The sequence below is a fragment of the Pantoea sp. Cr_R13 genome (assembly GCF_029222565.1).
In the GTDB taxonomy this organism is placed as follows: domain Bacteria; phylum Pseudomonadota; class Gammaproteobacteria; order Enterobacterales; family Enterobacteriaceae; genus Pantoea; species Pantoea eucalypti.
The window spans coordinates 449,839-473,965 of record NZ_JARHXL010000003.1 but is presented as its reverse complement, the minus strand read 5'-3'; the positions used below and the strand labels follow the sequence as shown (position 1 = coordinate 473,965).

Below are 24,127 nucleotides of genomic sequence, written 5' to 3'. Positions count from 1 at the left end.
CTCTGATTTCACCGCATTTTGCAGGATAAAAAAAGGCCCGCATCGCGGGCCTTTTTAGCAATCAACAACGATTACACTTTACGGAAAATCAATGAACCGTTGGTTCCGCCGAATCCGAAAGAGTTACACAGCGTGTATTCCAGACCAGAAACCTGGCGCGCGGTGTGAGGTACGAAGTCGAGATCGCAGCCCTCATCCGGGTTGTCGAGATTGATAGTCGGAGGAACAGCCTGGTCGCGCAGTGCCAGAATCGAGTAAATCGCTTCAACAGCGCCTGCGGCACCCAGCAAGTGCCCGGTCATTGATTTGGTTGAGCTGACCATCACACTGCTGGCCGCTGCCCCGAAGACCGATTTCACCGCCTGCGCTTCCGCTTTATCACCCGCTGGCGTGGAGGTACCGTGCGCGTTGACATAGCCAATCTGCTCTGGCGTCCTTTGGGCATCGCGCAGCGCATTGATCATGGCCGCCGCGGCACCTGAACCATCTTCTGGTGGTGAAGTCATGTGGTAGGCATCGCTGCTCATACCAAAACCTACGATTTCAGCGTAGATTTTTGCACCACGCTTCTTCGCATGCTCGTACTCTTCGAGTACCACAATGCCAGCACCGTCACCCAGCACAAAACCGTCGCGGTCTTTATCCCATGGGCGGCTGGCCGCTTGCGGGTTTTCGTTACGGGTTGAGAGGGCACGTGCTGCACCAAAACCACCCACGCCTAATGGCGTACTGGCTTTCTCTGCGCCACCCGCCAGCATCACGTCAGCATCGTTATAAGCGATGATACGTGCAGCATGACCGATGTTGTGCACACCAGAGGTACAGGCTGTCGCGATAGAGATGCTTGGACCTTTCAGGCCATACATGATGCTGAGATGTCCCGCCACCATGTTAACGATGGTTGAAGGCACAAAGAATGGGCTGATTTTGCGCGGACCGCCGTTGACCAGTGAAGTATGATTATCTTCAATCAGACCTAAACCACCGATGCCGGAGCCAATTGCCGCGCCAACACGGCCTGCATTTTCGTCGGTAACAACCAGACCACTGTCCTGCATGGCCTGCATACCGGCTACAACGCCGTACTGGATGAAGGCATCCATCTTGCGCTGATCTTTGCGCGAGATGTAGTCATCACAATTAAAACCTCTTACCAGACCTGCAAAACGCGTTGCATAAGCACTGGTATCAAAATGGTCGATCAGGGTAATGCCGCTCTGACCGGCAAGGAGAGCACTCCAGGTAGACTCTACGGTATTGCCGACAGGAGACAACATGCCAAGACCAGTCACAACTACACGACGCTTAGACACGTTCGTCCTCCAGGGAGGGGAAATAGGGAACTATGTGGGACAAACAAAAAAATCAGGCGGTCGAGCGACCGCCTGAAGATATTCATTAGCCTTTATGGCTATTGATATAGTCGATCGCTGCCTGAACGGTAGTGATTTTCTCAGCTTCTTCGTCTGGAATCTCAGTATCAAACTCTTCTTCCAGAGCCATCACCAGCTCAACGGTATCAAGAGAATCGGCACCCAGGTCTTCTACGAAAGATGCAGAGTTGGTGACTTCTTCCTCTTTCACACCCAGCTGCTCACTGATGATTTTCTTAACGCGTTGTTCGATATCGCTCATACTATTTAATTTCCTATCAAAACTCGCTTTCGCGATGGTTTTCGTAGTGTATAAAATGGTGAAAAAGATGCAACAAAATCCCGGCTGGTCGAACCACGATTTTGCGTTATTTTGCGGTTTTAACCGCAAATAAAGCAAATGATTTCGTGATTTATCAGACCATGTACATTCCGCCATTGACGTGCAGCGTTTCACCTGTGATGTAGGCTGCTTCGTCAGAGGCTAAAAATGCGACAGCATTGGCGATTTCCTGTGCATCGCCTAAGCGACCCGCAGGGACTTCCGCCAAAATACCGGAACGTTGATCTTCGTTCAGTGCCCGCGTCATGTCAGTCTCAATAAAACCTGGAGCCACGACGTTGACGGTAATGCCACGTGACGCGATTTCGCGCGCCAGTGATTTGCTAAAACCAATCAAACCCGCTTTAGCTGCCGCGTAGTTTGCCTGGCCCGCATTACCCATGGTTCCAACAACGGAACCAATGGTGATGATACGGCCCACGCGCTTTTTCATCATGGCACGCAGGACCGCCTTAGAAAGGCGGAATACCGATGTGAGGTTAGTATCTAAGATATCCTCCCACTCATCGTCCTTCATGCGCATGAGGAGATTATCACGCGTAATGCCTGCATTATTGACTAAAATATCCACTTCGCCAAATTCCGCGCGAATATTCTCTAAAACGCTGCTGATTGAGTCAGCATCTGTCACATTCAGTAACAGGCCTTTACCCTTGTCGCCAAGGTAAGCACTGATGGCGTCGGCGCCATTCTGGCTGGTTGCAGTACCCACAACTTTAGCACCACGTGCCGCCAGGGTTTCTGCAATCGCACGACCAATGCCGCGACTCGCGCCGGTAACCAGCGCAACTTTACCTTCAAAGCTCATGATTTTCCTCTTATTCCTTACCGAGTGCAGCTGTCAGGGATGCTGTATCGTTAACGGCAGCCGCTGTCAGACTATCGACAATACGTTTCGTCAGACCGGTCAGGACTTTACCTGGACCCATCTCCAGGAGTTGCGTAACGCCCTGTTCTGCCATCGCTTCCACACTCTCAGTCCAGCGAACCGGGCTGTAAAGCTGACGAACCAGCGCATGCCGGATTGCCGCAGCATCGGTTTCTGCTTTCACATCGACGTTATTAATCACTGGCACCGCAGGCGCAGCAAACGTAATGTTTTCCAGCGCGACCGCCAGTTTATCCGCTGCGGGCTTCATCAGTGCGCAGTGGGAAGGCACGCTGACGGGCAGTGGCAGGGCACGTTTAGCGCCCGCGGCTTTACAGGCAGCACCTGCACGCTCAACGGCTTCTTTGTTACCCGCAATGACCACCTGGCCCGGCGAATTGAAGTTAACCGGTGAAACCACCTGTCCCTGCGCGCTCTCCTCGCAGGCTTTGCGAATAGCTGCGTCATCCAGGCCAATAATCGCCTGCATCGCGCCAGTACCTTCTGGCACGGCTTCCTGCATCAGTTTGCCGCGCAGCTCAACCAGCTTCACGGCATCAGCAAAGCTGAGCACACCGGCGCAAACCAGCGCAGAGTATTCACCCAGGCTGTGACCGGCCATCAGGACTGGCTGTTGACCGCCCTGCTGCTGCCAGACACGATAGATAGCCACCGAGGCGGCAAGCAATGCAGGCTGAGTCTGCCAGGTTTTATTCAGCTCTTCAGCCGGACCCTGACTCACTAACTGCCACAGATCATATCCCAGCGCGTCCGAAGCTTCACGAAAGGTCTCTTCAACCAGCGGATAGGTCGCGGCTAATTCAGTCAGCATGCCCACGGTCTGTGAACCCTGACCTGGAAAAACAAATGCAATTTGCGTCATCTTTCGTTCCTGTCAATCAAAAGCGAACCAGCGCAGAACCCCAGGTGAATCCACCACCAAAGGCTTCCAGCAAAATAAGGTGTCCGGGTTTGATGCGGCCATCACGAACCGCTTCATCCAGTGCGCTTGGCACCGATGCGGCAGAGGTATTGCCGTGACGATCCAGTGTAACGACCACTTTATCCATGGTCATACCGAGTTTTTTCGCGGTGGCACTGATGATGCGCAGATTAGCCTGATGCGGCACCAGCCAGTCCAGCATTTCGCGATCGAGATTATTGGCCTGAAGCGTTTCGTCAACGATGTGAGCCAGCTCGGTAACCGCGACTTTGAAGACTTCGTTGCCTGCCATGGTGACATAAGCAGGCTGATCCTGATGAGCGCGATCCTGATAAGGCAGCGTCAGCAACTGGGCATAGCGACCATCAGCATGAAGATGAGTTGAGATAATCCCCTGCTCTTCGCTCTGACCCAGCACAACCGCACCGGCGCCATCACCGAACAGGATGATGGTACCGCGATCTTCAGGATCCAGCGCGCGCGCCAGGACATCAGCACCAATCACCAGAGCATGTTTAACCGCGCCATTTTTAATGTATTGATCGGCCACGCTCAGCGCATAGGTAAAACCTGCACAGGCGGCAGCAAGGTCAAACGCCGCACAGTCTTTGATCTCCAGCATTTGCTGGATCATGCAGGCGGAGCTTGGGAAGGCGTGGCTGGAAGAGGTTGTGGCGACAATAATCAGCCCAATCTCGTTCACGTCAACGCCGGCCATTTCAAGGGCGCGTTGCGCCGCACTGAATCCCATGGTGGCGACGGTTTCGTCAGGCGCAGCAATGCGGCGCTCACGGATGCCCGTACGGGTCACAATCCACTCGTCCGACGTCTCCACCATTTTTTCCAGATCGGCATTGGTGCGAACCTGGCTGGGCAGATAACTGCCCGTACCGATAATTTTGGTATACATCTAGGCTTTGTCACTCCTGGCTAATACAGCATCAAGGCGCGCAGCAATTCGCTCGGGAATTTGCTGCCTCACCGCCTGCTCTGCCTGTTCTATCGCCACGGCGAAAGCGTGTTGATTTGCTGCGCCGTGACTCTTGATCACTGTTCCGCGCAATCCTAACAGACAAGCGCCATTGTACTGGTCAGGGTTGAGTTGCCCGAATCGCTTCGCCAGGCGTTTCTGGATTAAGCGTCCCAGCAACGTCAGCCACCATGACCGTTTTTTACCTTCCCCTGATGACTTCAGCAGAGAAAGAAACATTCTTACCACGCCTTCCATTGTCTTCAGCGTGACGTTTCCGACAAAACCGTCACAGACCATCACATCCGTCTTACCGGTAAGCAGGTCGTTGCCTTCGAGGTAACCAATATAGTTGATGTGCGGTGATTCTCGCAGTACAACTGCGGCATCGCGAATAGTTTCCAGCCCTTTAGTCTCTTCATGACCAATATTGAGCAACGCGACACGGGGCCGTGAAATGCCAAGCACATGCTCAGCCATTACCGACCCCATCACAGCAAACTGCACCAGCATGGCACTGTCTGAGTCAACATTCGCGCCCAAATCCAGTACCACCGTTTTACCCTGCTGCTGGTGCGGTAAAACGGACATCAGCGCCGGGCGTTTGATACCGTCCAGCGGTTTTAATAAGAGTGTTGATAGCCCCATCAGTGCACCGGTATTACCGGCGCTGATGCAGGCCTGTGCACGTCCCTCTTTGACCATCTCCAGCGCGACACGCATTGAACTGCCGCGACTGTTCCGGATGGCCTGAGCAGGCCGCGCATCACTTGCAATAACCGATTCGGCAGGGATAACCTGCAAACGCCCCGTCAGGGAGGAATCCGCTTTGGCAAGCAATGGCATGAGGGTGTCGGGATTGCCGACCAGAAGAAGGAAAAGTTCCGAATGAGAGGCCAGTGCCTGCAATGCTGCAGGCACTGTCACGCAGGGACCGAAGTCCCCGCCCATGGCATCAATCGCCAGGGTCAAACGTGTCAAGGTATCGCCTTGCTAAGCAAGAAACTTACTTAACGATAACCTTGCGACCGCGGTAGTAACCATCCGCAGTGATGTGGTGACGCAGATGAGTTTCGCCAGAAACTTTATCTACTGACAGAGCAGCAGTGGTCAGCGCATCGTGCGAACGACGCATACCACGCTTAGAACGGGTGGGTTTATTCTGTTGTACGGCCATGGACCTTACTCCTATTACTTACGCTTTAAACTGGCTAATACGGCAAATGGATTTGGTTTCTCCGCCTCTGCAGGCAGTTTACCAAAGACCATGTCCGCCTCGGACACTTCACAGTGTTCAGAATCGTGCACCGGAACGACCGGCAGCGCGAGAATCAGTTCATCCTCGACAACCGCCAGCAAATCGATCTCACCAAACTCGTTGACATCGACCGGCTCGTACGCTTCCGGTAATGCTTCGGCCTGCTCTTCAGAAGAGACAGGGCTGAAGCAGTAACTCACTTTTACGTGATGGGGAAAGGTCTGGTTGCAGCGCTGACAACGCAACGTCACTTGTACTTCAGCAGTACCCGTCAGTACCGCCAGACGCTGGTTATCAACCGCAAACGACATGGCACAATCCACATCACTGTCCACACTAACGACCGACTCGGCCACACGCTCCACCTGTACAGATGTGTAGACACCCTGATAATCAAGGCGCTTCTGAGCGGTGCGGACAGGGTCCAGCGTTAGGGGTAATTTTACCTTTTGCATAGGGCGCGCATATTAACTTTGTAATGTCATAGAGTCAAAGAAAAAGGCCGTTAAACAGCATCTTTCAACCACTATTCGCATCCAGTGCGGCGCACAGTTTAAAATGACTGCCACCAATTCGCTATCACTATTGAAAAAAAATGACACCATCGATTCTTTTAGCTTCAACGTCGCCCTTCCGGCAGGCTTTACTGCATAAGCTTGGCTTGCCATTTATTACCGCCGCGCCGGAGGTTGATGAGTCACCCGTACCAGGTGAAACCGCCGAAGCGCTGGTGACACGCCTGGCCGTGGCAAAAGCGCAGGCGCTGGCAAAAACCTGGCCCAGCCACTGGATCATCGGCTCGGATCAGGTCTGTGTGCTGGATGGCACGATCACCGGAAAGCCTCACACGGTGGAGAATGCATGCGCGCAACTGCGTGCCGCCAGCGGTAAAGCCATTACCTTTTACACCGGTCTGGCCCTTTTTCATCCGGCCAGTGGCAGACTGCTGCAGTGCTGTGAGCCTTTTGTGGTGCATTTCCGCACCTTAACCGACGCCGAAATCGCTGGATACGTGGAAAAAGAACAGCCGCTGCAGTGTGCCGGCAGTTTTAAAAGTGAAGGGCTGGGAATTTGTCTGTTTGACCGACTGGAGGGCCGCGATCCCAATACGCTGATTGGGCTGCCGCTGATTGCGCTGAATGAGATGTTGCAGCAGGCCGGTATCAATCCTTTAACGGACTGATACCGGAGAGCCGTTACGCCTTCATCTGACGCAGTTTATTCAGGCATTGCTTCAGCCCGTCATCCAGTGGCGCTTCGACCCGCATCACTTCGCCCGTGCCAGGATGGGTAAAGGTCAGCGCCGCTGCGTGCAGGAACAGCCGTTTTAATCCGGTTGAGGCCAGCTGACTGTCAAAGTCACGTTCGCCGTAACGATCGTCAAAGGCGATGGGATGCCCGGCATGCAGTGTATGAACGCGAATCTGGTGTGTGCGTCCGGTGACCGGACTCGCTTTTACCAGGGTGGCAAAGTCGAACCGCTCTTCCACTTTAAAGCGGGTTTCCGACGCCTTGCCTTCACTGCTGACGCGCACAATACGCTCTCCGCTCTGCAGGATGTTTTTCAGCAGCGGTGCCTGAACCACCTTCAGATGTGAGGGCCAGTTACCGCGCACCAGAGCCAGGTAATCTTTCTGCATGCCCTTTTCACGCAGTTGCTCATGCAGAGAACGCAGCGCCGAGCGCTTTTTAGCAACCAGCAGAATACCTGAGGTATCGCGATCAAGGCGATGCACTAATTCCAGAAAGCGCGCTTCAGGTCGCAGGGCGCGTAACCCTTCAATGACGCCAAAGCTAAGTCCGCTACCCCCATGCACGGCGGTACCGGAAGGCTTATTCATTACCAGCAGCGACTCATCCTCAAACAGGATGGCATCAGCCAGTGAGGCAACCTTCGCCAGTTTAGGGGAAACAGCGTCTTCATCGCGTTCCGCTACCCGAACAGGCGGAATGCGTACCTCATCGCCCTCCTCCAGCTTGTACTCTGGCTTAACGCGCTTTTTATTCACCCGCACCTCGCCTTTGCGTACGATGCGATAAATCATGCTCTTTGGCACACCCTTAAGCTGGGTGCGCAAAAAGTTATCAATGCGTTGTCCGGCATTTTCAGCCGTGATGGCGACAAAATGTACGCCGGGATTCTCTGTTTTCATGGCGGCGATTCTAAATAGTGTCCCCTGATAGCGCCACCCCTTTTTCTGTGCTTAACTCAGGAGTTGGTGTGACGGCAAGTCGCCTCTCTGCTGGCTTTTTCAGCAAAGCGCTGCATTGTCGGACACATTAACGCGTTAAATGTAAAGAAACTTCACAAGCTGGCTAAAGTCGCCTTGCTATATGAAGGTTAGCAATGGAATAATGCCTGAGTTTCCTAACTGATGCATTTCAGGGCAGAAACCGAGCGAAATTGTCATTTTGCCGGATTGAGCAGACACGCAGCAATGGCGTAAGACGTAATGCGAAATCAGGCACTTAGCGGGCTGCGGGTTGCGGCCTGGACAGCAGTATGGGATGCACGGGTTTTCTTTATTCTCTCAGGCATTTCCACTATCTGGTGCTGTTTTCCCTTATGAAAAACAGGCCACCGACGTTATTTGCGCCCCTCGCGCGGTCGACAGCCGTGAGGTTGACGACATTGCACTAAGTCACGGGGCCATCGGTTGATACTCGTCCAGGGTAATTATGCCCGCAGCTGTAATCACTCATGAAAGAATAACGAGTAAGTCACGATGAAAAGAATGTTAATAAACGCAACTCAGCAGGAGGAGTTGCGCGTTGCCCTGGTTGACGGTCAGCGTCTGTACGATCTGGATATTGAAAGTCCTGGACACGAACAGAAAAAAGCCAACATCTACAAAGGTAAAATCACGCGCATTGAACCCAGCCTTGAAGCTGCGTTTGTCGATTACGGCGCAGAGCGTCACGGTTTCCTCCCGTTAAAAGAAATCTCCCGCGAATACTTCCCCTCCAGCTATAACGCGCATGGTCGTCCGAATATTAAAGACGTACTGCGTGAAGGTCAGGAAGTTATTGTTCAGATTGATAAAGAAGAACGCGGCAACAAAGGCGCTGCGCTGACCACCTTTATCTCTCTGGCGGGCAGCTACCTGGTCCTGATGCCGAATAACCCACGTGCAGGCGGTATCTCTCGCCGCATCGAAGGTGACGACCGTACCGAATTAAAAGAAGCGCTGTCGGCGCTTGACCTGCCGGAAGGCATGGGACTGATTGTCCGCACCGCCGGCGTCGGCAAATCGGCCGAATCGCTACAGTGGGATTTAAGCTTCCGTCTTAAGCATTGGGAAGCGATCAAGAAAGCCGCTGAAAACCGTCCTGCTCCGTTCCTGATCCATCAGGAGAGTAACGTGATTGTCCGCGCTTTCCGCGACTATCTGCGTCAGGACATCGGTGAAATCCTTATCGATAATCCAAAAGTTCTGGAACTGGCGCGTCAGCATATTGCTGCACTGGGCCGTCCGGACTTCAGCAGCAAAATTAAGCTCTACACCGGTGAAATCCCGCTGTTCAGCCATTATCAGATTGAATCGCAAATCGAATCCGCTTTCCAGCGTGAAGTCCGCCTGCCTTCCGGTGGCTCGATTGTCATCGACAGCACTGAAGCGCTGACCGCGATCGATATCAACTCAGCACGCGCAACGCGCGGCGGTGACATCGAAGAGACGGCGTTCAACACTAACCTTGAAGCGGCCGACGAGATCGCCCGTCAGCTGCGCCTGCGTGACCTGGGCGGCCTGATCGTTATCGACTACATCGATATGACGCCGGTACGCCATCAGCGCGCAGTTGAAAACCGTCTTCGCGAAGCTGTCCGTCAGGACCGCGCCCGCATTCAGATCAGCCACATTTCGCGTTTCGGCCTGCTGGAGATGTCCCGTCAGCGCCTGAGTCCATCATTAGGTGAATCCAGTCATCACGTTTGCCCACGCTGTAGCGGCACCGGCACCATCCGTGATAACGAGTCACTTGCTTTGTCGATTCTGCGTCTGATTGAAGAAGAAGCACTGAAAGACAACACCAAAGAAGTTCACGCTATTGTTCCGGTTCAGGTTGCCTCTTACCTGCTGAACGAAAAACGTGAAGCGGTCAACGCGATTGAAAAACGCCAGGGTGGCGTGCGGGCAATCATCGTTCCTGATGACAAGATGCAGACCCCGCACTACTCCGTGCTGCGCGTACGTAAAGGCGAAGAGACCCAGACCCTGAGCTATCATCTGCCGAAGCTGCACGAAGCCGAAATGGCGATGCCGTCGGAAGAAGAGCATGCAGAGCGTCGTCGTCCTGAGCAGCCTGCTCTGGCCGCGTTTGTGATGCCTGATGCACCGCCTGCTCCGGTAGAAGTTGAGCCGGAAGCGCAGCGTGCTGAAGTTCAGCCAGCGGCAAAAGCTAAACCTGCGGTGGCTGCACCTGCGACGGCCAGCACCGGTTTCTTCGGGCGTCTGCTTGGCGGCCTGAAAAAAATGTTTGCCAGCGAAGAAGCGCCTGCTGCTAAACCCGTGACCGCTGAGGTTGCTGAACCACAAAAAGCGACTGAAAGTGAGCAGGAAAATAACAACGGTCGTGGCGAACGTCGCAGCAACAATAACAACCGTCGCAATAACAATCGTCGTGAGCGTACCCCGCGTAACGGGGATAACGCACAGTCGCGTGAGGGCCGTGAGCCTCGCGAAAGTCGTGAACCGCGTGAGAGCCGTGAACCGCGCGAAAGCCGCGAGCCACGTGAAAATCGTGAGCCGCGCGATGGCAATAATAACAACCGTCGCAACAAGCGTGAGTCTCAGTCAGGTGAAGTGCGCGAAGAGCGTCCGGCACTGAGCGAAGAAGCGCGCCAGCAGCGTGATGAGCAGCAGCAACAGCGCCGTGAACAGCGCGCTGAACGTCAGCGTCGTCGTCAGGAAGAGAAACGCGCCGGTGAAGAAGCCGCCAAAGTAGCTGAACAGCCAGCAGTGGTCGCAGAAGCCCCGGACGCGATCGAGGTGCAGGATGATGAGCGCGTACAGGTTATGCCGCGTCGTAAGCCGCGTCAGCTGAACCAGAAGGTGCGTGTTGATGATAACCGTCAGCCTATGCCAGCCGAAGCCAGCGACTTTGCCCAGCCTGCCGAAGTGCGTCAGCCTCAGCCAGCTGAAGTTGCACAGCCGCAGCCTGAGTTCCAGGCGCAGCAGAGTGACGAACAGGATGACAACGACAACCGTGATAACGCCAATATGCCACGTCGCTCACGTCGTTCGCCACGCCATCTGCGTGTGAGCGGACAGCGTCGTCGTCGTTACCGTGATGAGCGTTACCCGACGCAGTCAGCCATGCCTCTGGCCGCAGCAGCAGCGTCTCCCGAGATGGCCTCTGGTAAAGTCTGGATTCGCTATCCGGTGAGCCAGGCCAGCGAAGAGCAGGTGCAGAATGTGACACACCAGACACCCGCGTACAGCGCGGAAGAAACAGCAGTGGCTACCCATGCCCTGCCCGTGGCTGCCGCTGTGGAATCGGGTGTGCAGGACGCGCCAGTGCAGCATGCTGAGCCGCAGGCAGAAACGCCAGTGCCGGTCGTCAACACTGATGATACCCGTGCTATTGACGCCCCGGTTGACGAACAGCCTTCTGTGGTTCCGGCTGCCGATGAAGTGAAAGCAGACGCTGTCGCGGCTGAAGCCGTGCCTGCTGAACCCGTCACTGAAGCGCCGGTTATGACACCTGCTGTTGAGACGGTACAGCCTGCAGAGGTTGCACAATCATCAGAGGTTGAACAGCCTGCGGACGTTGCTGAGCAGTCAGCCACTGATGTCAGTGAAGAGATCGCAGCCGAGGTTGAAGAAGTGCTGAATGCGCCAGTCGCAGCAGAGTCTGAAACAGCACCGGTTCGTGAACCTCATGCTCCGGTTGCTGCACGTGATATCGCGCCGGCGGAACCTGTGAAGGCGACCGAACCTGCAGTGTCATTGCCTGCCGACGCATCTGTGCCAGCAGCTGCAGCTGTACCGAACGACGGTACACGCTGGAAGCATTTTGCTTCTTCGCCAATGACCAAAGCGCCTGCGCCAGTCTGGCAGTCAGAACCGGCTCCGCACAGTGATTGGGTGCGTGCACCGTATGAGTTCGACGGTCGCGGTTCTGCAGGAGCGCATAGCGCCACCCATCAGGCCACTGCACCGGCAACCAAGCCGTAACGCATAAGCTGTTGTGAACCGAACCCCGGCCTTGAAGCCGGGGTTTTTTTATGGCTGCAATTCTGCCCGCCAGCCGGATTACGGATAATTAGTTTCTATCGAGAAAACGTCAGACAAACGCAGGGGTTAAGTTCATCGCCTGGGCTGGTGGGCTGGTGGGCTGGTGGGCTGGTGGGCTGGTGGGCTATTGGGCTATTGGACTATTGGACTATTGGACTATTGGACTATTGGACTATTGGACTATTGGACTATTGGACTATTCTGGATTGGATGCGATAAATACGTGACAGTAAGATAGCCATCCGAATCACTTTACGCTGCAAGGCAAACTGATTTAAGGGCAAATATCTCCGCCAGCAGCCGAATCGCAGGCAAAAAAATCCCACCCTCCTTTATCGGGAGAGTGGGGAAAAGTAAGCGCATCCGGTTAAAGTACGCCTAAAATTTCAGGTCAGACTACGAATTCATCTGGAACAGTGACATCTTGGACATATCAGTAAAGGTCTTGTACGACGCCTGAAGGGCTGTCTGCTGCATGGTATAGCTGGACGCCGCCTCGGTTAAATCTACGTTAACCAGGTCACTCATCTGCGAGTTATAGATCACACTGCGGTCATCGCCCTGGGCATTCAGCGTATCAATCTCGCCAAGCTGAGTACCAATTTCAGAAACCACTTTTGAAACATTATTCAGCGCATTACCCAGACCACGGTTAGTTTTATCCATCGCATCCTGGAAGGTCTGTTTGGTTGCGGCGTCTGCGTTATCCTGCGGCACCTTCAGTGCCGCAATGGCACTGTCCAGCATCGTAAACACATTGGTTTCGCTGGCGCTGCCATCCGGCTCTTTGGTGGCATTGCCGGTGATCGACATAAAGATGCTGTCACCGGTATGCGCCACGGTCATGGTACGACTGGTGTCGACCTTCTGGGTGATTGCCTCGTTACCGCCTGTGTAGCTGACGCCGGTGCCTGCCGTATCAACAAACGGCGCGCTGTCGGTTTTATAACCGGCAAAAATATAGCGTCCATTGGCATCTTTGCTGTTTGCCTGGTTCAGCAACTGGGCGCGAATGCCCTCCAACTGGGTGGCAATCGAACCACGGTCATCGTCGCTCAGCGTTCCGGTTGAACCGTTAACGATCAGTCCCTGCGCCGCAATGATCCCATTGGTTACGCCTTTCAGCGTATTATCTTCCAGTGACAAACCCTGTTCGGCAAACGTCCGCGCCAGCGCAAACTGTTTACCCTGCTGCTGAGTCTGGGTCAACACCACAGCGCGTGACGCCGCAATGGGATCGTCCGAAGGGTTAGTTACGCGGCGGCCGCTGGAGAGCTGCTCGCCCACTTTCAGCCAGGAGGCCTGTGAGTCAGTGATGCCACGCACCTGCTGCTCAAAAATCATATTTGTACTGATTCGCATGTTATCTCCTGCCCTTAGCGAATATTGATCAATGCATTAAACACGGTGCTGGCGGTCTGCAGCACCTGCGCATTAGCCATATAATATTGCTGATATTTAGTCAGGTTGGCGTACTCCTCATCAAGGTTTACGCCTGAGACCGATTGCTGACGTTGGGTCAGCTGACTGACCACGCTTTTCTGTGTATCGCTGGTGGTCTGCAGTGAACTGGTTTTGTTACCCACGGTACTGACGATAGCCGCGTAAGCCTGCGACAGCGTGGCGTTGCCACCGACCAGCTTCGCATCCTGCAGACTCAGCAGTTTTTGCGCATTACGGTTATCACTTTCACCGCCAACGGCACCTGCTGCGGCCACCTGAGATTCATTGGTGATCGCGACGGACATGTCGTTGATCACGTTCTGGACCGGCTTCACCAGAAAACTGTCTTTAGCAGCCGGTGCAGGCGTGCCGGGAACGGTCAGCTTCAGGCCATCAAAGCTCAGCGTGGTGTTGCCGCTGGCGTCTTTAACCTGTGCAATGGTCACAGCGGTGCTGTCAGAGGCACGCGTGGCGCTCCAGTTAGTGCCATCAAAGCTGACGTTATAGTTGGTCGCTTTCAGCGCACTGGTATCGGTCCATTCAGCGGTAACGGAGGCGGCGGTGCTGTTTTTACTGTTGCTTACCACCAGCGGGCTGCCGATATTAAAGAAATCAACGCCCTGATCGCCGTTACTGTCGAAGCCCTGCTTGTGAACATCGTTAAAGCTGGTCGTAAACGCAGCTGCTAACTGACCCAGCTGGTTCTGCGCCAGATCCAAATCCTGACTACGGAATGCCAGCAGACCGCCCAGCGAGCCGGTGGTGATCAGCTTTTCCGGAATCTCGACGTTGCCCGCCTGTTTATCGACATAGCCGATAGTAGTGCGTGTCGGATCGCTGCTGGAAGGCATCGCCACCAGATCGTGAGATTTGTCGCCGTTTACCAGCGTCAGGCCATTCGCCATGGAGACCGTGTAGCCGCCATCCTGCTGCGACACTGTGACGCCAACTACGTTATTCAGGGTATTCACCAGCTGATCACGCTTATCAAGCAGATCGTTAGGAGCGGCACCGTTAGCGGTACTCAGTTTGCCAATCTGCTTGTTCAGATCGGCGATCTGGCTGGTAATGGTGTTGACCTGCTTGATGCTGGAACCGACGTCTGCATTGACGCTGTTCTGCATATTGTTCAGGTATTGCGCCGAGGTCTGGAACTGGCTGACCAGACCCTGTGCATTGCTGAGCATTGACTGACGTGCTGACGGATCGTTGGCATTGCTGACCACGTTCTGCAGGTTAGTAAAGAAGCCCTGCAGCGAGGTTGACAGGCTGGTCGTCGAAGTCGACAGCAGATCGTCAATGTTTGAAATCTGGCTGTGCTGGGTGCTTACCGCGCTGTAGTTCGCGCTGGAACCGCGTAACTGCGTGGCAATAAATGCATCATATTCACGTTGTACACCGGTGATATTCACGCCGTTACCATAATAGCTGTTGCCCTGCAGGGTACTGTTTGCCTGCGCCAGGACCGTGGTCTGACGTGAATAGCCAGCCACGGTGTAATTGGAAATATTGTTACTGGTGGTGCTCAGAGCGGCCTGCGCGGCACTCAGTCCGCTCATCGCGGAGTTAATTATGCTGGACATCTCGGTTCCTTACGTTCCCCGTTAACCGGGCTGGCAGACATCAAAGTGGGCGCCAGCAGGCGAAAACGCATCTGGCTATAGGGATGTTATCGGCTTGCTTAAGTGAAACTTGAGGCGCAATGATCAGAACAGGTCACCCATATCCTGGCTGTACGCTTTGACGACTTTGTCACCCATACTTTTGAATTGCTGAATCATTCCCACCAGCTTTTGCGCATATTTCGGATCGGTGGCATACCCTGCCGCCTGCAATGCCTGCGCGCCCTGCTCCGCGGATGTGGCGTTGGTCACCGCCGCATAGCGTGGGTTTTTGGTGAGGAGTTTGACGTAGTCAGTCAGCGCCTCGAAATAAGAGTTGTAGACACGGAAGCTGGCACGGACTTTCTTCGCTTCACCCTGCTCATATTCGGTAGTCATGATATCGGTGGTGTCGCCTTTCCAGTCGCCGCTGGCTTTAATCCCGAACACGTTGTAGCTCGGTTTGCCGTCGCGGGTCAGGATCTGACGCTGGCCCCAGCCCGACTCCAGCGCAGCCTGCGCCAGAATCAGGTGATGCGGAATGCCACTCTGCTGACTGGCTGCCTGCGCCGGTTGCGTCAGCTGGGCGATAAACTCGCGGCTGTCGCTGGGCAGGCCTGTGGGTGACGCAACCGGCGGCAGACGCGGCATCGCCTTACGCACAATCTGCTCCAGCTGCTCCGCGGCCATGGGTTTTGCCCCGCTGGTGCTGAGAATGAAGCTGTTATCCAGCTTCATCGGCACCGTACCGGCTTTTTCATCCGGCGCGGTGGCAGGCTGCATCTGTTTGACGATGGTTTCCGCCAGGCCAAGGCCGCGCTTACCCATCTCCTGTGCAATCTGCTGATCATACATCGAGGTGAAAAGTTTGGTCTGTTCGTTGCCCATAATCCCGTCCTGCGGCAACGCCTCGCGCATACTCTTCAGCATCATTTGTACAAACATCCCTTCGACCTGACGCGCGACCTGCAACGCATGTGCTTTCGGATCGTTGCTGGCCTGGCGTTTCAGTTCATTCAGGGAGCGGCTGTCAAAAGCCGAACTTGTCAGAGATTGCATGTCAGCCATCAGATAATTTCCAGTTTGGCACGCAGACAGCCGGCACTCTGCATCGACTGCAGAATCGACATCAGTTCGATCGGTGACGCACCCAGCGCATTCAGTGCACGCACCACGTTATTCAGGTTGGCGCTGGCGTTAACACGTTGCAGCGCACCGCCGGTCTGGCGCAGATCGATCTGCGTCTGCGTCGTCGCGACCGTCTGACCACCGGCCAACGGTGTATCAGGCTGACTCACGTTCTGCTGCTGGTTAACCGTCACCGACAGGTTGCCCTGGGCTACCGCACACTGATTCAGCGTCACTTCACGGTTCATAACGACTGAGCCGGTACGGGAGTTGATGATCACTTTGGCATCTTCTACCTGAATCGACACATTAATGTTCTGGATCTCAGCCAGCAGGCGCACCTGCGCACCATTATTAGGTGACACGCGGATCTGCACAGTACGGGCATCCAGCGGCTGTGCCGCGCCGTAACCGCCACGGGCGTTGATTGCATCAGCAATACGCTGTGCCATTGAGAAATCTTCGCTGTTAAGCTGCAGGTTGATGGTGTTCTGCGTACCAAAGTTGCTCTGCAGTTCACGCTCTACGGTTGCCCCGCCGGTGATACGTCCACCGTTCAGCTGGTTAACCTGAACACTGCTGCCGCCTGCTGATGCACCAGCACCGCCGACCAGAATATTACCCTGCGCCAGCGCGTAAACCTGGTTATCAACCCCTTTCATCGGCGTCATTAACAGCGTGCCACCACGCAGGCTTTTGGCGTTACCCAGCGAGGAGACCACCACATCCAGCGTCTGTCCCTGACGGGCAAACGAAGGCAGTTTGGCGGTGACCATGACGGCCGCCACGTTTTTCAGCTGCATGTTGGTGCCGGCAGGCACGGTAATACCCAGCTGTGACAGCATGTTGCTCACTGTCTGCGTAGTAAATGGCGTCTGGGTGGTCTGGTCACCCGTGCCATCCAGACCCACCACCAGGCCGTAGCCCAGCAGCTGGTTGTCACGCACGCCCTGTACCGTGGTTAAATCACGAATCAAATCGGCTTTGGCCAGCAGGCTGACGCCCAGCAGCAGCGCCAGCCCGGCGCGTAACAGCGTTAACTTTTTCATTGAAACCTCTTACATCGGCGAGATGTTCAGGAAGAAACGCTGGAACCAGCCCATGGTCTGCGCCTCATTGATATAACCATTTCCGACGTACTCAATACGTGCATCGGCGACAGCGGTAGATAACACGGCGTTACTGGCGCTGATGGTGCGCGGATTGACCACGCCTGAGAAGCGAATGAACTCCGTGCCCTGATTAATGGCGATCTGTTTTTCGCCCACCACGTGCAGGTTGCCGTTTGACAACACCTGGTCCACGGTGACGGTAATGGTGCCGGTAAAGGTATTATTGGCAGATGCGCCGCCTTTACCTGCGAAATCGTTTTTGCCTTCGGCGCTGAGATTGGCTTTTTCGCCACCTGCACCGACCAGACCGGCGAGGCCTGTCGGCACCCCGGTTATACCCAGGCTGTTGCTGCCATCGCGGCTGGCACTGGCCGAGGAGCTTTTGCTGGCGCTGACGTTTTCCTGCAGCGTAATGGTCAGGGTATCGCCGATGTTACGCGGACGACGATCTTCAAACAGCGGCTGATAGCCGTAGTTAAGCGGCGCGACGCCCTGGAATATGGAGCCGTTGACCACCGGTGGCGCGGACGGCATAGGTTGCGCTGTGGTTGCACCTTCGACCAGCGGGGTACGCGGGACCAGAGCACATCCGTTAAGAGTTAGCAGCAACGAGGCGACTAACCAATGTCCAGGCTTGAGAATCTGTTGCTTCGCCACGGTGTCACGACCTTATTAATGTCTGTCATTCAGGCCAGCACGGGCTGGCCCTGTTCGGGATTAAAGCTGCGTTAATTTCGCCAGCATCTGATCGGAAGTGCTGATCGCCTTGCTGTTGATTTCGTAGGCACGCTGCGTCTGGATCATGGTGACCAGCTCTTCCGCTACGTTAACGTTTGAGGTTTCGGTGTAGCCCTGATAGAGCAGACCCGCGCCGTTCTGGCCTGGGGTGCTGTCTGTCGGTGCGCCCGATGCCTGTGTTTCTTTGTAGAGGTTTTCACCCACGCTATCGAGACCGGCATCATTCATAAAGGTGCTCAGGGTTAACTGACCAACCTGCGCGGCCTGAGCCTGACCCTGCTGCGTCACGCTGACCACACCGTCACGCGACACCGTAATGCTGGTGGCGTTAGCGGGAATGGTAATGCCTGGCTGCACCGGGAAGCCGGAGTTGGTCACCAGCTGGCCGTTCTGATCAACCTGAAACGCGCCGTCACGGGTATAAGCCGAGGTGCCATCCGGCATCTGAATCTGGAAATAACCCTGGCCATTAATGGCGATATCTTTCGAGTTGCTGGTCTGCGACAGGTTGCCCTGAGTATGCAGACGCTCCGTCGTCACCGGACGGACACCGGTACCAATCTGCAAACCCGATGGCAGCGTCGTCTGTTCTGATGACTGGGTGCCCGGCTGGCGCATGGTCTGGTACATCAGGTCTTCGAACACGGCACGTGAACGCTTAAAGCCGTTGGTGCTGACGTTTGCCAGGTTGTTGGCAATGACGTCCATGTTCATCTGCTGCGCATCAAGACCGGTCTTAGCGATCCATAAAGAACGAATCATGTTGTTATCCTCGTGCCTCAGCCCATGCTCAGGAGCTGGTTGGCTTTTTGTTCATTTTCGTCGACGTTGGTGATGACTTTCATCTGCATCTCAAAACGTCGGGCGTTGGCGATCATATCGACCATGGTTTCTACCGGTTTGACGTTGCTGCCTTCCAGTACGCCAGGCATAACCTGCATGGTGGGATCCGCCTGTAACGCGGCTCCGCGGGTCGCCTGCGTCGACGCAGTAGGACGGAACATGCCGTCATCACTGCGCTGCAGCTCCTGCCCGGTAGCCCTGACCAGCTTCAGCTTGCCCAGCTGTACCGTGGCATTTGGCGAATCACCGGCATTCAGCCCGGTGATCGAGCCGTCAGCAGCAATGGTGATTTCAGTGCCCTGCGGGATCACAATCGGACCGCCATCGCCCATCACAGGATTGCCCTGAACCGTCAGCGTACCGGTCGGACTGATTTGCATATTGCCGTTACGCGTGTAGGCTTCGCTGCCGTCAGCGGTACGTACCGCCAGCCAGCCATCCTGCTGCACCGCCACATCGAGCGGACGCTCGGTGTAATCCATCGCGCCCTGACTCATGTCGGCGCCGGGTGTAGAGGCGGCGACCAGCGTACGGGTTGGCAGCGACCAGCCACTCACCGGTACTGCGCGCAGTGCATTCAGCTGCGCACGAAAACCCGGTGTAGAGGCGTTGGCGAGGTTGCTGGCGGTCACCGCCTGCTGATCCAGCGTCTGGCTGGCCGCGCCCATCGCGGTATATATCGCGTGATCCATATGGCAATCCTGTTAGCGAATTAACGTAAGTTAACCAGCGTGTTGAGAATCTGGTCCTGAGTTTTGATGGTCTGCGCATTCGCCTGATAGTTACGCTGCGCCACGATCATGTTCACCAGCTCTTTACTCATGTCGACGTTGGAAGATTCCAGTGCGCCGGCGGTCAGTGAACCAAAGGTGCCGGTGTTAGCCAGACCAATGGCTGCCTGACCGGATGCGCTTGACGCCTGCCAGACGTTATCGCCCTTAGACTGCAGACCTTCCGGGTTCGAGAAGCTCGAGAGGACGATCTGACCCAGCAGCTGGGTTTTCTGGTTTGAGTAGCTGCCGGTGATGGTGCCGTCATTATTGATCGCGTAGCTGGTCAGATCGCCAGGGGCATAACCATCCTGGGTCGGGCTGCCAAAGTTCGTGGCGCCGGTGTTCTGCTGCAGGCTGCCCAGCATGCTCATAGTGATGGGCTGATTGGCGACTGCGCCATTGGCACCGCCCACGTTCAGCGTCAGGCCAACAGTGCCATCGGTGGTGGTGCTCGCTACCGTACCGTTTGCATTCAGTTTAGAGACGCTGGTCAGCTTACCGCTGGTGTCAAACGCCATTCTGAAATCGCCCGCTGAAAGGCCGGTATTGGCATCAATGGTGCGCACGGTCCAGCTGTTGCTGGCGGTGTCTTTCGCGAAATACATGTCGAGCGCGTGGTCATTACCCTGCGAGTCGAACACGGTTGCAGTGGTTTTCTTGTTGTAGCTGTCTGCGTTCGCCGTCGAGAAGGTAGGCACGGATGGCGTGGTATCCGTTGAGTTCAGGTTGGCAACCAGACCGGCGGTGGTAGTCGCACGGGCGGGCATCTGCTCAGTAGGAATACGCAGTGCAACCGGGTTAGCACCTGCCTGGATGGTAGCCGGTGAACCGCTGGCCGGATAGCCGGTCACGTTCAGACCCTGGGTGTTGACCAGGTTACGGTTGGCATCCAGCGTTAACTGGCCATTACGTGAATAGAAGACGCCGCCGCTGCTGTCGGTCATACGGAAGAAACCGTTACCGCTCAGCGCAACGTCCAGGCCACGGCTGGTGGTGGTGGTCGCACCATCGTTAAAGTTCTGGATTACCGCAGCGACTTTGGTGCCGAGGCCAACGTTAGAACCGGCAAACATATCGGCAAACGCGATGGTGCTCGATTTAAAGCCCGCTGTGGCGGAGTTAGCAATGTTGTTACCGATGACATCAAGGTTACTTGAAGCAGCACCAAGGCCGCTGACCGCTTGGGAAAATGACATGTGTTTGTTTCCTGTCTACAGGTTAATCAGAGAATCTGACGTACGTCGTCAAGGGTGGCGGAGCCCATGGTGCCGAGATCCAGTTTTGTGGTGTTGTTCGCTGTACTCACCCCATTGACGTAGGCGTAGTTAAGCGGTTGTGCCACCAGTTGTGTGTTGCCATTGCTTGCGGCAATCGCAACGCTGTATTTACCATCTGGCGCAATGGAGCCATCGGTGAGCTTGCCGTCCCACGAGAAGGTGTGCACGCCGGCGCTCAGCGCGCCCAGATCGACGGTGTTGATTACCGAGCCATTGGCATCTGTAATGGTGGCGGTTGCGCCGGTTGAGGCAGAGGCCAGTTCAACGCCAAATGGCGTCGTGGTGCCTTTGCCGACCAGAATCTGTCCGCCATTGACCATTACGCCATGCCCAATCAGCGTAGAGCTCTGCAGTGACTGGCTGGTGTTGATCTGGCCGGAGATCGATCCCAGCGTGGTATTCAGTTTTTCAATGCCGCTCAGGGTATTGATCTGTGCCAGCTGCGTGGTGAGCTGGCTGTTATCCATAGGATTCGTAGGATCCTGGTTCTTTAACTGCGTCACCAGCATGGTCAGGAACTGGTTCTGCAGATCCTGTGCATTGTTGCCCGTGCCACTGGTGTTAGAAGAGCTAAGAACCGTGGGGTCCAGCTTGTCGTTAACGCCTACCGCGATAGCCATAAATTTTCTCCGTTATTGCCCAAGGGTCAGGGTTTTCATCATCATCGACTTCACGGTGTTGAGCACTTCAACGTTGGCCTGGTAACTGCGTGACGCCGACATGGTGTTGACGCTTTCAGAAACCACATCCACGTTCGGCATCTTCACGTAGCCTTTGGCATCAGCCATGGGATTGCCCGGGTCATACACCAGCTTTGCGGGTGTGGGATCATCCACGACCTTTGCCACTTTCACACCGCCGGTGGCGGAGCCGGGTGCCGCATCGGTCTGGAAGACCACCTGCTTAGCAACATAAGGCTTACCATCAGGGCCGGTGACGCTGTCGGCGTTCGCCAGGTTACTGGCACTGACGTTTAATCGCTGTGATTGCGCGGTCATCGCTGAGCCGGCAATGTCAAAAATATTCAGCAAGGCCATAATTATTGCCCTTGTAACACGCTCATCATGCCTTTGATCTGGCTACTGATGAGGGTGAGGTCGGTTTGATATTTCAGGCTGTTATCCGCGAACTGCGTACGCTCACGGTCCATATCTACGGTGTTGCCGTCGGCAGAAGGCTGATCGGGAATGCGATAAAGCATATCCATCGATGGTGCGCCGTTTGTCTGTGCTTCAATGTGCCGGGCTGACGTGACTTTTAACGCCATGCTGCTGCCTTCCGCACGACCATTGGACATCACCCGACTCAGCTCGCTTGCAAAGTCGATATCCCGGGCCTGATATCCAGGGGTATCGGCGTTGGCAATATTTGACGCCAGGATCTCCTGACGTTGAGCACGCAGGTTGAGGGCCTCCGTACCAAATTTCAGCGCCGCATCCAGTTTGTCGAGCATGTTTCCTCCGCGTATGAGAATTTCGAGCTCGCAGCTTAATTTGAAAAAGCAAGACGTCATCGTCTGAATAGCGACTTAAATGGCCGCTATTTTGACAATTGAGGATTTTTCTTAAAGGTTACACTCGTCGCCATCATCAGTGAGGAAATGCACAATGCGTCGATATCTGACCCTGCTGACCAGTCTGCTGGTCGTGATTGCCCTGCCAGCTTCTGCCGGGGATCTCAATGCACAACTGAATCAATTTTTTAAAGCGCGTGACGCCCAGCATGCTGCTGGCATGGTCGTAGTGGTTCGCACGCCGAAAGAACAGTGGCCAGCCTGTGAGGCGCCACAGTTCACGCTGCCCGGCAACAGCCGGTTGTGGGGCAATATGAGCGTGGCGGCAAACTGCGGCGAGAATCGCCGTTATATCCAGGTACAGGTCCAGGTCACCGGATCTTATCTGGTAGCGAACCGGCTGCTGAGTCAGGGCAGTAGCGTCAGCGAGAGCGATTTCACGCTGCAGACCGGCCGCCTGGACACCCTGCCTGCCCGCGCCCTGCTGAATGCGGACTCGGTCGCCGATGCTGTGGTGCTGCGCGATATCCAGCCCGGACAGCCAATTAATCCGTCCACGCTGCGTCAGCCATGGCGGGTTAAGGCGGGTCAGAATGTGATGGTGATTGCCAGTGGTGATGGATTTGATGCCAGCGGTGAGGGCAAGGCGCTGAACAATGCCGCCCGATCGCAGTCGGTCCGCGTCCGGATGGGAAATGGCCAGGTTGTCAGCGGTAAGGTCCGGGAGGATGGGAATATTCTTATAACGCTGTAAAGTGTTAAAGAAGCCCTAAGTGCTGCCGATAGAAGAATCAACAAAGCGATAACGCTATTATGATTCAGGTGGCAGACTTCCCCCTGACCGTACAGGAGCCCGAACATGAGCATTGACAGAACGCAACCGCTGAAACCCGCCAGCACCGTACAGAGCCGCGATAGCAGTGAGTCCGGTAACAGCAAAGTGCGCCAGAGCGCCAGCCCGGTGGCAGCCGCCACGACCCCTGCAGCAGCCCAGGTCAGCCTGAGCAGCGCGCAGGCGCAATTGATGCAGCCGAGCAGCAAAGATATTAACGTCGAGCGCGTTGAACAACTGAAAACCGCCATTCGTAATGGCGAACTGAAGATGGATACCGGCAAAATCGCCGATGCGCTGATTGCCGACACCAAGGCGTATTTAGAGGGTAACTAATTCCCATGAGTAATTTGCAGACCACATTAGATAAGATGCAGGACGTGCTGGCATCGCTGTCAGCCGTGCTGGAAGAAGAGCAGCAGCAGCTGGCAGCGGGCAGCATTAACAGCAACCTGCTGCAGCGTATCACCGAAGATAAAAGCGCGCTGCTCAGTACGCTCAACTATCTGGATGAGATGCGTCGCGCCGCTGAACAGAGTCAGGCGACATCAGCACCTTATCGTGGTCAGAACGACATGGCTCGCCGCTGGGATACGATCCAGCAGCATTCCCGTCGTCTGCAGGATGCCAATGTCCACAATGGCCTGCTGCTGCAACATCAGATTCGCTACACCGAAAATGCGCTTGAAGTGCTGAAGCCGCATCAGACGCAGGCCTTTTATGGCCCGGATGGGATGGGTAAAGGCCAGGCGACGTTAAGCCGTAAAGCCTGAGCCAAAAAGTAGCGTAAAAAAATCCCGCCAGGTGCGGGATTTTTGCGTTTCTGTAAAATTTCACTGATCTGAAAAAAATCCCGCTGGTGCGGGATTTTTT

General features: G+C 55.2%; 25 protein-coding genes. 5 read left to right on the top strand and 20 right to left on the bottom strand.

Annotation, left to right across the window (positions count from 1 at the left end; all coding sequences use genetic code 11):
• Window positions 1–71: 71 nt before the first annotated feature.
• The 8 genes from fabF to yceD all read right to left on the bottom strand — a co-directional run bounded on the left by fabF (window position 72) and on the right by yceD (window position 6,210).
• On the bottom strand, window positions 72–1,313 hold the full coding sequence (fabF, locus tag P2R09_RS03370; protein ID WP_275767086.1) for a beta-ketoacyl-ACP synthase II: 1,242 nt from the start codon (window positions 1,311–1,313) through the stop codon (window positions 72–74).
• An 85-nt stretch (window positions 1,314–1,398) separates the two neighbouring features.
• A complete protein-coding gene (acpP, locus tag P2R09_RS03365) occupies window positions 1,399–1,635 on the bottom strand; it encodes an acyl carrier protein (protein WP_003849865.1) in 237 nt (78 codons plus the stop codon).
• A gap of 154 nt (window positions 1,636–1,789) precedes the next feature.
• The gene (gene fabG / locus P2R09_RS03360) at window positions 1,790–2,524 is read right to left on the bottom strand and encodes a 3-oxoacyl-ACP reductase FabG (RefSeq protein ID WP_003849866.1); all 735 of its coding nucleotides are present in this window, start codon (window positions 2,522–2,524) and stop codon (window positions 1,790–1,792) included.
• Between the two features lie 10 nt (window positions 2,525–2,534).
• The gene (fabD, locus tag P2R09_RS03355) at window positions 2,535–3,467 is read right to left on the bottom strand and encodes an ACP S-malonyltransferase (RefSeq protein ID WP_003849867.1); all 933 of its coding nucleotides are present in this window, start codon (window positions 3,465–3,467) and stop codon (window positions 2,535–2,537) included.
• A gap of 16 nt (window positions 3,468–3,483) precedes the next feature.
• Window positions 3,484–4,437, bottom strand: coding sequence for a beta-ketoacyl-ACP synthase III (locus P2R09_RS03350; RefSeq protein ID WP_275767081.1), 954 nt, complete (start codon window positions 4,435–4,437; stop codon window positions 3,484–3,486).
• Window positions 4,438–5,478 carry a phosphate acyltransferase PlsX gene (plsX, locus tag P2R09_RS03345; RefSeq protein ID WP_275767079.1) on the bottom strand — a complete coding sequence of 347 codons (1,041 nt, stop codon included), beginning with the start codon at window positions 5,476–5,478 and terminating at the stop codon, window positions 4,438–4,440. It lies immediately after the preceding gene.
• Between the two features lie 25 nt (window positions 5,479–5,503).
• Window positions 5,504–5,674 (bottom strand): 50S ribosomal protein L32, encoded by a 171-nt coding sequence (gene rpmF, locus P2R09_RS03340; RefSeq protein ID WP_003849870.1) that lies wholly within the window; start codon window positions 5,672–5,674, stop codon window positions 5,504–5,506.
• A 14-nt stretch (window positions 5,675–5,688) separates the two neighbouring features.
• Window positions 5,689–6,210, bottom strand: coding sequence for a 23S rRNA accumulation protein YceD (gene yceD / locus P2R09_RS03335; protein ID WP_008925931.1), 522 nt, complete (start codon window positions 6,208–6,210; stop codon window positions 5,689–5,691).
• Window positions 6,211–6,350: 140 nt separating this feature from the next.
• Between yceD and P2R09_RS03330 the strand changes: the two genes are divergently transcribed.
• The gene (locus P2R09_RS03330; RefSeq protein ID WP_275767076.1) at window positions 6,351–6,938 is read left to right on the top strand and encodes a nucleoside triphosphate pyrophosphatase; all 588 of its coding nucleotides are present in this window, start codon (window positions 6,351–6,353) and stop codon (window positions 6,936–6,938) included.
• Between the two features lie 13 nt (window positions 6,939–6,951).
• Here the strand turns inward: P2R09_RS03330 and rluC are convergent, their stop codons facing one another.
• Window positions 6,952–7,908: a 23S rRNA pseudouridine(955/2504/2580) synthase RluC gene (gene rluC, locus P2R09_RS03325; RefSeq protein WP_275767074.1), complete on the bottom strand. Its 957-nt coding sequence runs from the start codon at window positions 7,906–7,908 to the stop codon at window positions 6,952–6,954.
• A 573-nt stretch (window positions 7,909–8,481) separates the two neighbouring features.
• Here rluC and rne point away from each other — a divergent pair.
• Complete coding sequence (gene rne / locus P2R09_RS03320; RefSeq protein WP_275767072.1) at window positions 8,482–11,934, top strand: ribonuclease E; 3,453 nt, start codon at window positions 8,482–8,484, stop codon at window positions 11,932–11,934.
• A 456-nt stretch (window positions 11,935–12,390) separates the two neighbouring features.
• Here the strand turns inward: rne and flgL are convergent, their stop codons facing one another.
• The 11 genes from flgL to flgB all read right to left on the bottom strand — a co-directional run bounded on the left by flgL (window position 12,391) and on the right by flgB (window position 22,362).
• Window positions 12,391–13,356: a flagellar hook-associated protein FlgL gene (gene flgL, locus P2R09_RS03315; protein WP_003849876.1), complete on the bottom strand. Its 966-nt coding sequence runs from the start codon at window positions 13,354–13,356 to the stop codon at window positions 12,391–12,393.
• A gap of 14 nt (window positions 13,357–13,370) precedes the next feature.
• Window positions 13,371–15,020 (bottom strand): flagellar hook-associated protein FlgK, encoded by a 1,650-nt coding sequence (flgK, locus tag P2R09_RS03310; protein WP_192377523.1) that lies wholly within the window; start codon window positions 15,018–15,020, stop codon window positions 13,371–13,373.
• 123 nt (window positions 15,021–15,143) lie between these two features.
• On the bottom strand, window positions 15,144–16,106 hold the full coding sequence (gene flgJ, locus P2R09_RS03305; protein WP_003849878.1) for a flagellar assembly peptidoglycan hydrolase FlgJ: 963 nt from the start codon (window positions 16,104–16,106) through the stop codon (window positions 15,144–15,146).
• On the bottom strand, window positions 16,106–17,215 hold the full coding sequence (locus P2R09_RS03300) for a flagellar basal body P-ring protein FlgI (RefSeq protein WP_192377522.1): 1,110 nt from the start codon (window positions 17,213–17,215) through the stop codon (window positions 16,106–16,108). Before P2R09_RS03300 ends, flgJ begins: the two co-directional genes overlap by 1 nt.
• Window positions 17,216–17,224: 9 nt before the next feature.
• On the bottom strand, window positions 17,225–17,935 hold the full coding sequence (locus P2R09_RS03295; protein WP_008925927.1) for a flagellar basal body L-ring protein FlgH: 711 nt from the start codon (window positions 17,933–17,935) through the stop codon (window positions 17,225–17,227).
• 60 nt (window positions 17,936–17,995) lie between these two features.
• A complete protein-coding gene (gene flgG, locus P2R09_RS03290) occupies window positions 17,996–18,778 on the bottom strand; it encodes a flagellar basal-body rod protein FlgG (protein ID WP_003849881.1) in 783 nt (260 codons plus the stop codon).
• A 17-nt stretch (window positions 18,779–18,795) separates the two neighbouring features.
• On the bottom strand, window positions 18,796–19,551 hold the full coding sequence (locus P2R09_RS03285) for a flagellar basal body rod protein FlgF (RefSeq protein WP_008925926.1): 756 nt from the start codon (window positions 19,549–19,551) through the stop codon (window positions 18,796–18,798).
• Between the two features lie 20 nt (window positions 19,552–19,571).
• Window positions 19,572–20,828 (bottom strand): flagellar hook protein FlgE, encoded by a 1,257-nt coding sequence (flgE, locus tag P2R09_RS03280; protein ID WP_003849884.1) that lies wholly within the window; start codon window positions 20,826–20,828, stop codon window positions 19,572–19,574.
• A gap of 26 nt (window positions 20,829–20,854) precedes the next feature.
• Entirely contained in the window at window positions 20,855–21,529 is a 675-nt protein-coding gene (gene flgD, locus P2R09_RS03275; RefSeq protein WP_275767064.1) for a flagellar hook assembly protein FlgD, read from the bottom strand.
• 12 nt (window positions 21,530–21,541) lie between these two features.
• A complete protein-coding gene (gene flgC / locus P2R09_RS03270; RefSeq protein WP_003849888.1) occupies window positions 21,542–21,946 on the bottom strand; it encodes a flagellar basal body rod protein FlgC in 405 nt (134 codons plus the stop codon).
• Window positions 21,947–21,948: 2 nt separating this feature from the next.
• Complete coding sequence (gene flgB, locus P2R09_RS03265) at window positions 21,949–22,362, bottom strand: flagellar basal body rod protein FlgB (RefSeq protein ID WP_003849889.1); 414 nt, start codon at window positions 22,360–22,362, stop codon at window positions 21,949–21,951.
• A gap of 154 nt (window positions 22,363–22,516) precedes the next feature.
• Between flgB and flgA the strand changes: the two genes are divergently transcribed.
• From flgA to flgN, 3 genes are all read left to right on the top strand, one after another.
• On the top strand, window positions 22,517–23,176 hold the full coding sequence (gene flgA / locus P2R09_RS03260) for a flagellar basal body P-ring formation chaperone FlgA (RefSeq protein ID WP_008925924.1): 660 nt from the start codon (window positions 22,517–22,519) through the stop codon (window positions 23,174–23,176).
• A 105-nt stretch (window positions 23,177–23,281) separates the two neighbouring features.
• Window positions 23,282–23,590, top strand: coding sequence for a flagellar biosynthesis anti-sigma factor FlgM (flgM, locus tag P2R09_RS03255; RefSeq protein WP_003849894.1), 309 nt, complete (start codon window positions 23,282–23,284; stop codon window positions 23,588–23,590).
• Window positions 23,591–23,595: 5 nt separating this feature from the next.
• A complete protein-coding gene (gene flgN / locus P2R09_RS03250; RefSeq protein WP_003849895.1) occupies window positions 23,596–24,027 on the top strand; it encodes a flagellar export chaperone FlgN in 432 nt (143 codons plus the stop codon).
• Window positions 24,028–24,127: the final 100 nt, after the last annotated feature.

Coding starts and splice junctions, on each gene's coding strand:
- flgJ (WP_003849878.1), bottom strand. CDS start 16,106: ATGGCTGACATGCAATCTCTGACAAGTTCGGCTTTTGACAGCCGCTCC.
- flgG (WP_003849881.1), bottom strand. CDS start 18,778: ATGATTCGTTCTTTATGGATCGCTAAGACCGGTCTTGATGCGCAGCAG.
- flgN (WP_003849895.1), top strand. CDS start 23,596: ATGAGTAATTTGCAGACCACATTAGATAAGATGCAGGACGTGCTGGCA.
- P2R09_RS03330 (WP_275767076.1), top strand. CDS start 6,351: ATGACACCATCGATTCTTTTAGCTTCAACGTCGCCCTTCCGGCAGGCT.
- fabG (WP_003849866.1), bottom strand. CDS start 2,524: ATGAGCTTTGAAGGTAAAGTTGCGCTGGTTACCGGCGCGAGTCGCGGC.
- flgD (WP_275767064.1), bottom strand. CDS start 21,529: ATGGCTATCGCGGTAGGCGTTAACGACAAGCTGGACCCCACGGTTCTT.
- acpP (WP_003849865.1), bottom strand. CDS start 1,635: ATGAGCGATATCGAACAACGCGTTAAGAAAATCATCAGTGAGCAGCTG.
- flgA (WP_008925924.1), top strand. CDS start 22,517: ATGCGTCGATATCTGACCCTGCTGACCAGTCTGCTGGTCGTGATTGCC.
- P2R09_RS03350 (WP_275767081.1), bottom strand. CDS start 4,437: ATGTATACCAAAATTATCGGTACGGGCAGTTATCTGCCCAGCCAGGTT.
- flgC (WP_003849888.1), bottom strand. CDS start 21,946: ATGGCCTTGCTGAATATTTTTGACATTGCCGGCTCAGCGATGACCGCG.
- flgB (WP_003849889.1), bottom strand. CDS start 22,362: ATGCTCGACAAACTGGATGCGGCGCTGAAATTTGGTACGGAGGCCCTC.
- P2R09_RS03285 (WP_008925926.1), bottom strand. CDS start 19,551: ATGGATCACGCGATATATACCGCGATGGGCGCGGCCAGCCAGACGCTG.
- fabD (WP_003849867.1), bottom strand. CDS start 3,467: ATGACGCAAATTGCATTTGTTTTTCCAGGTCAGGGTTCACAGACCGTG.
- flgE (WP_003849884.1), bottom strand. CDS start 20,828: ATGTCATTTTCCCAAGCGGTCAGCGGCCTTGGTGCTGCTTCAAGTAAC.
- flgK (WP_192377523.1), bottom strand. CDS start 15,020: ATGTCCAGCATAATTAACTCCGCGATGAGCGGACTGAGTGCCGCGCAG.
- flgM (WP_003849894.1), top strand. CDS start 23,282: ATGAGCATTGACAGAACGCAACCGCTGAAACCCGCCAGCACCGTACAG.
- rluC (WP_275767074.1), bottom strand. CDS start 7,908: ATGAAAACAGAGAATCCCGGCGTACATTTTGTCGCCATCACGGCTGAA.
- yceD (WP_008925931.1), bottom strand. CDS start 6,210: ATGCAAAAGGTAAAATTACCCCTAACGCTGGACCCTGTCCGCACCGCT.
- rpmF (WP_003849870.1), bottom strand. CDS start 5,674: ATGGCCGTACAACAGAATAAACCCACCCGTTCTAAGCGTGGTATGCGT.
- rne (WP_275767072.1), top strand. CDS start 8,482: ATGAAAAGAATGTTAATAAACGCAACTCAGCAGGAGGAGTTGCGCGTT.
- P2R09_RS03300 (WP_192377522.1), bottom strand. CDS start 17,215: ATGAAAAAGTTAACGCTGTTACGCGCCGGGCTGGCGCTGCTGCTGGGC.
- flgL (WP_003849876.1), bottom strand. CDS start 13,356: ATGCGAATCAGTACAAATATGATTTTTGAGCAGCAGGTGCGTGGCATC.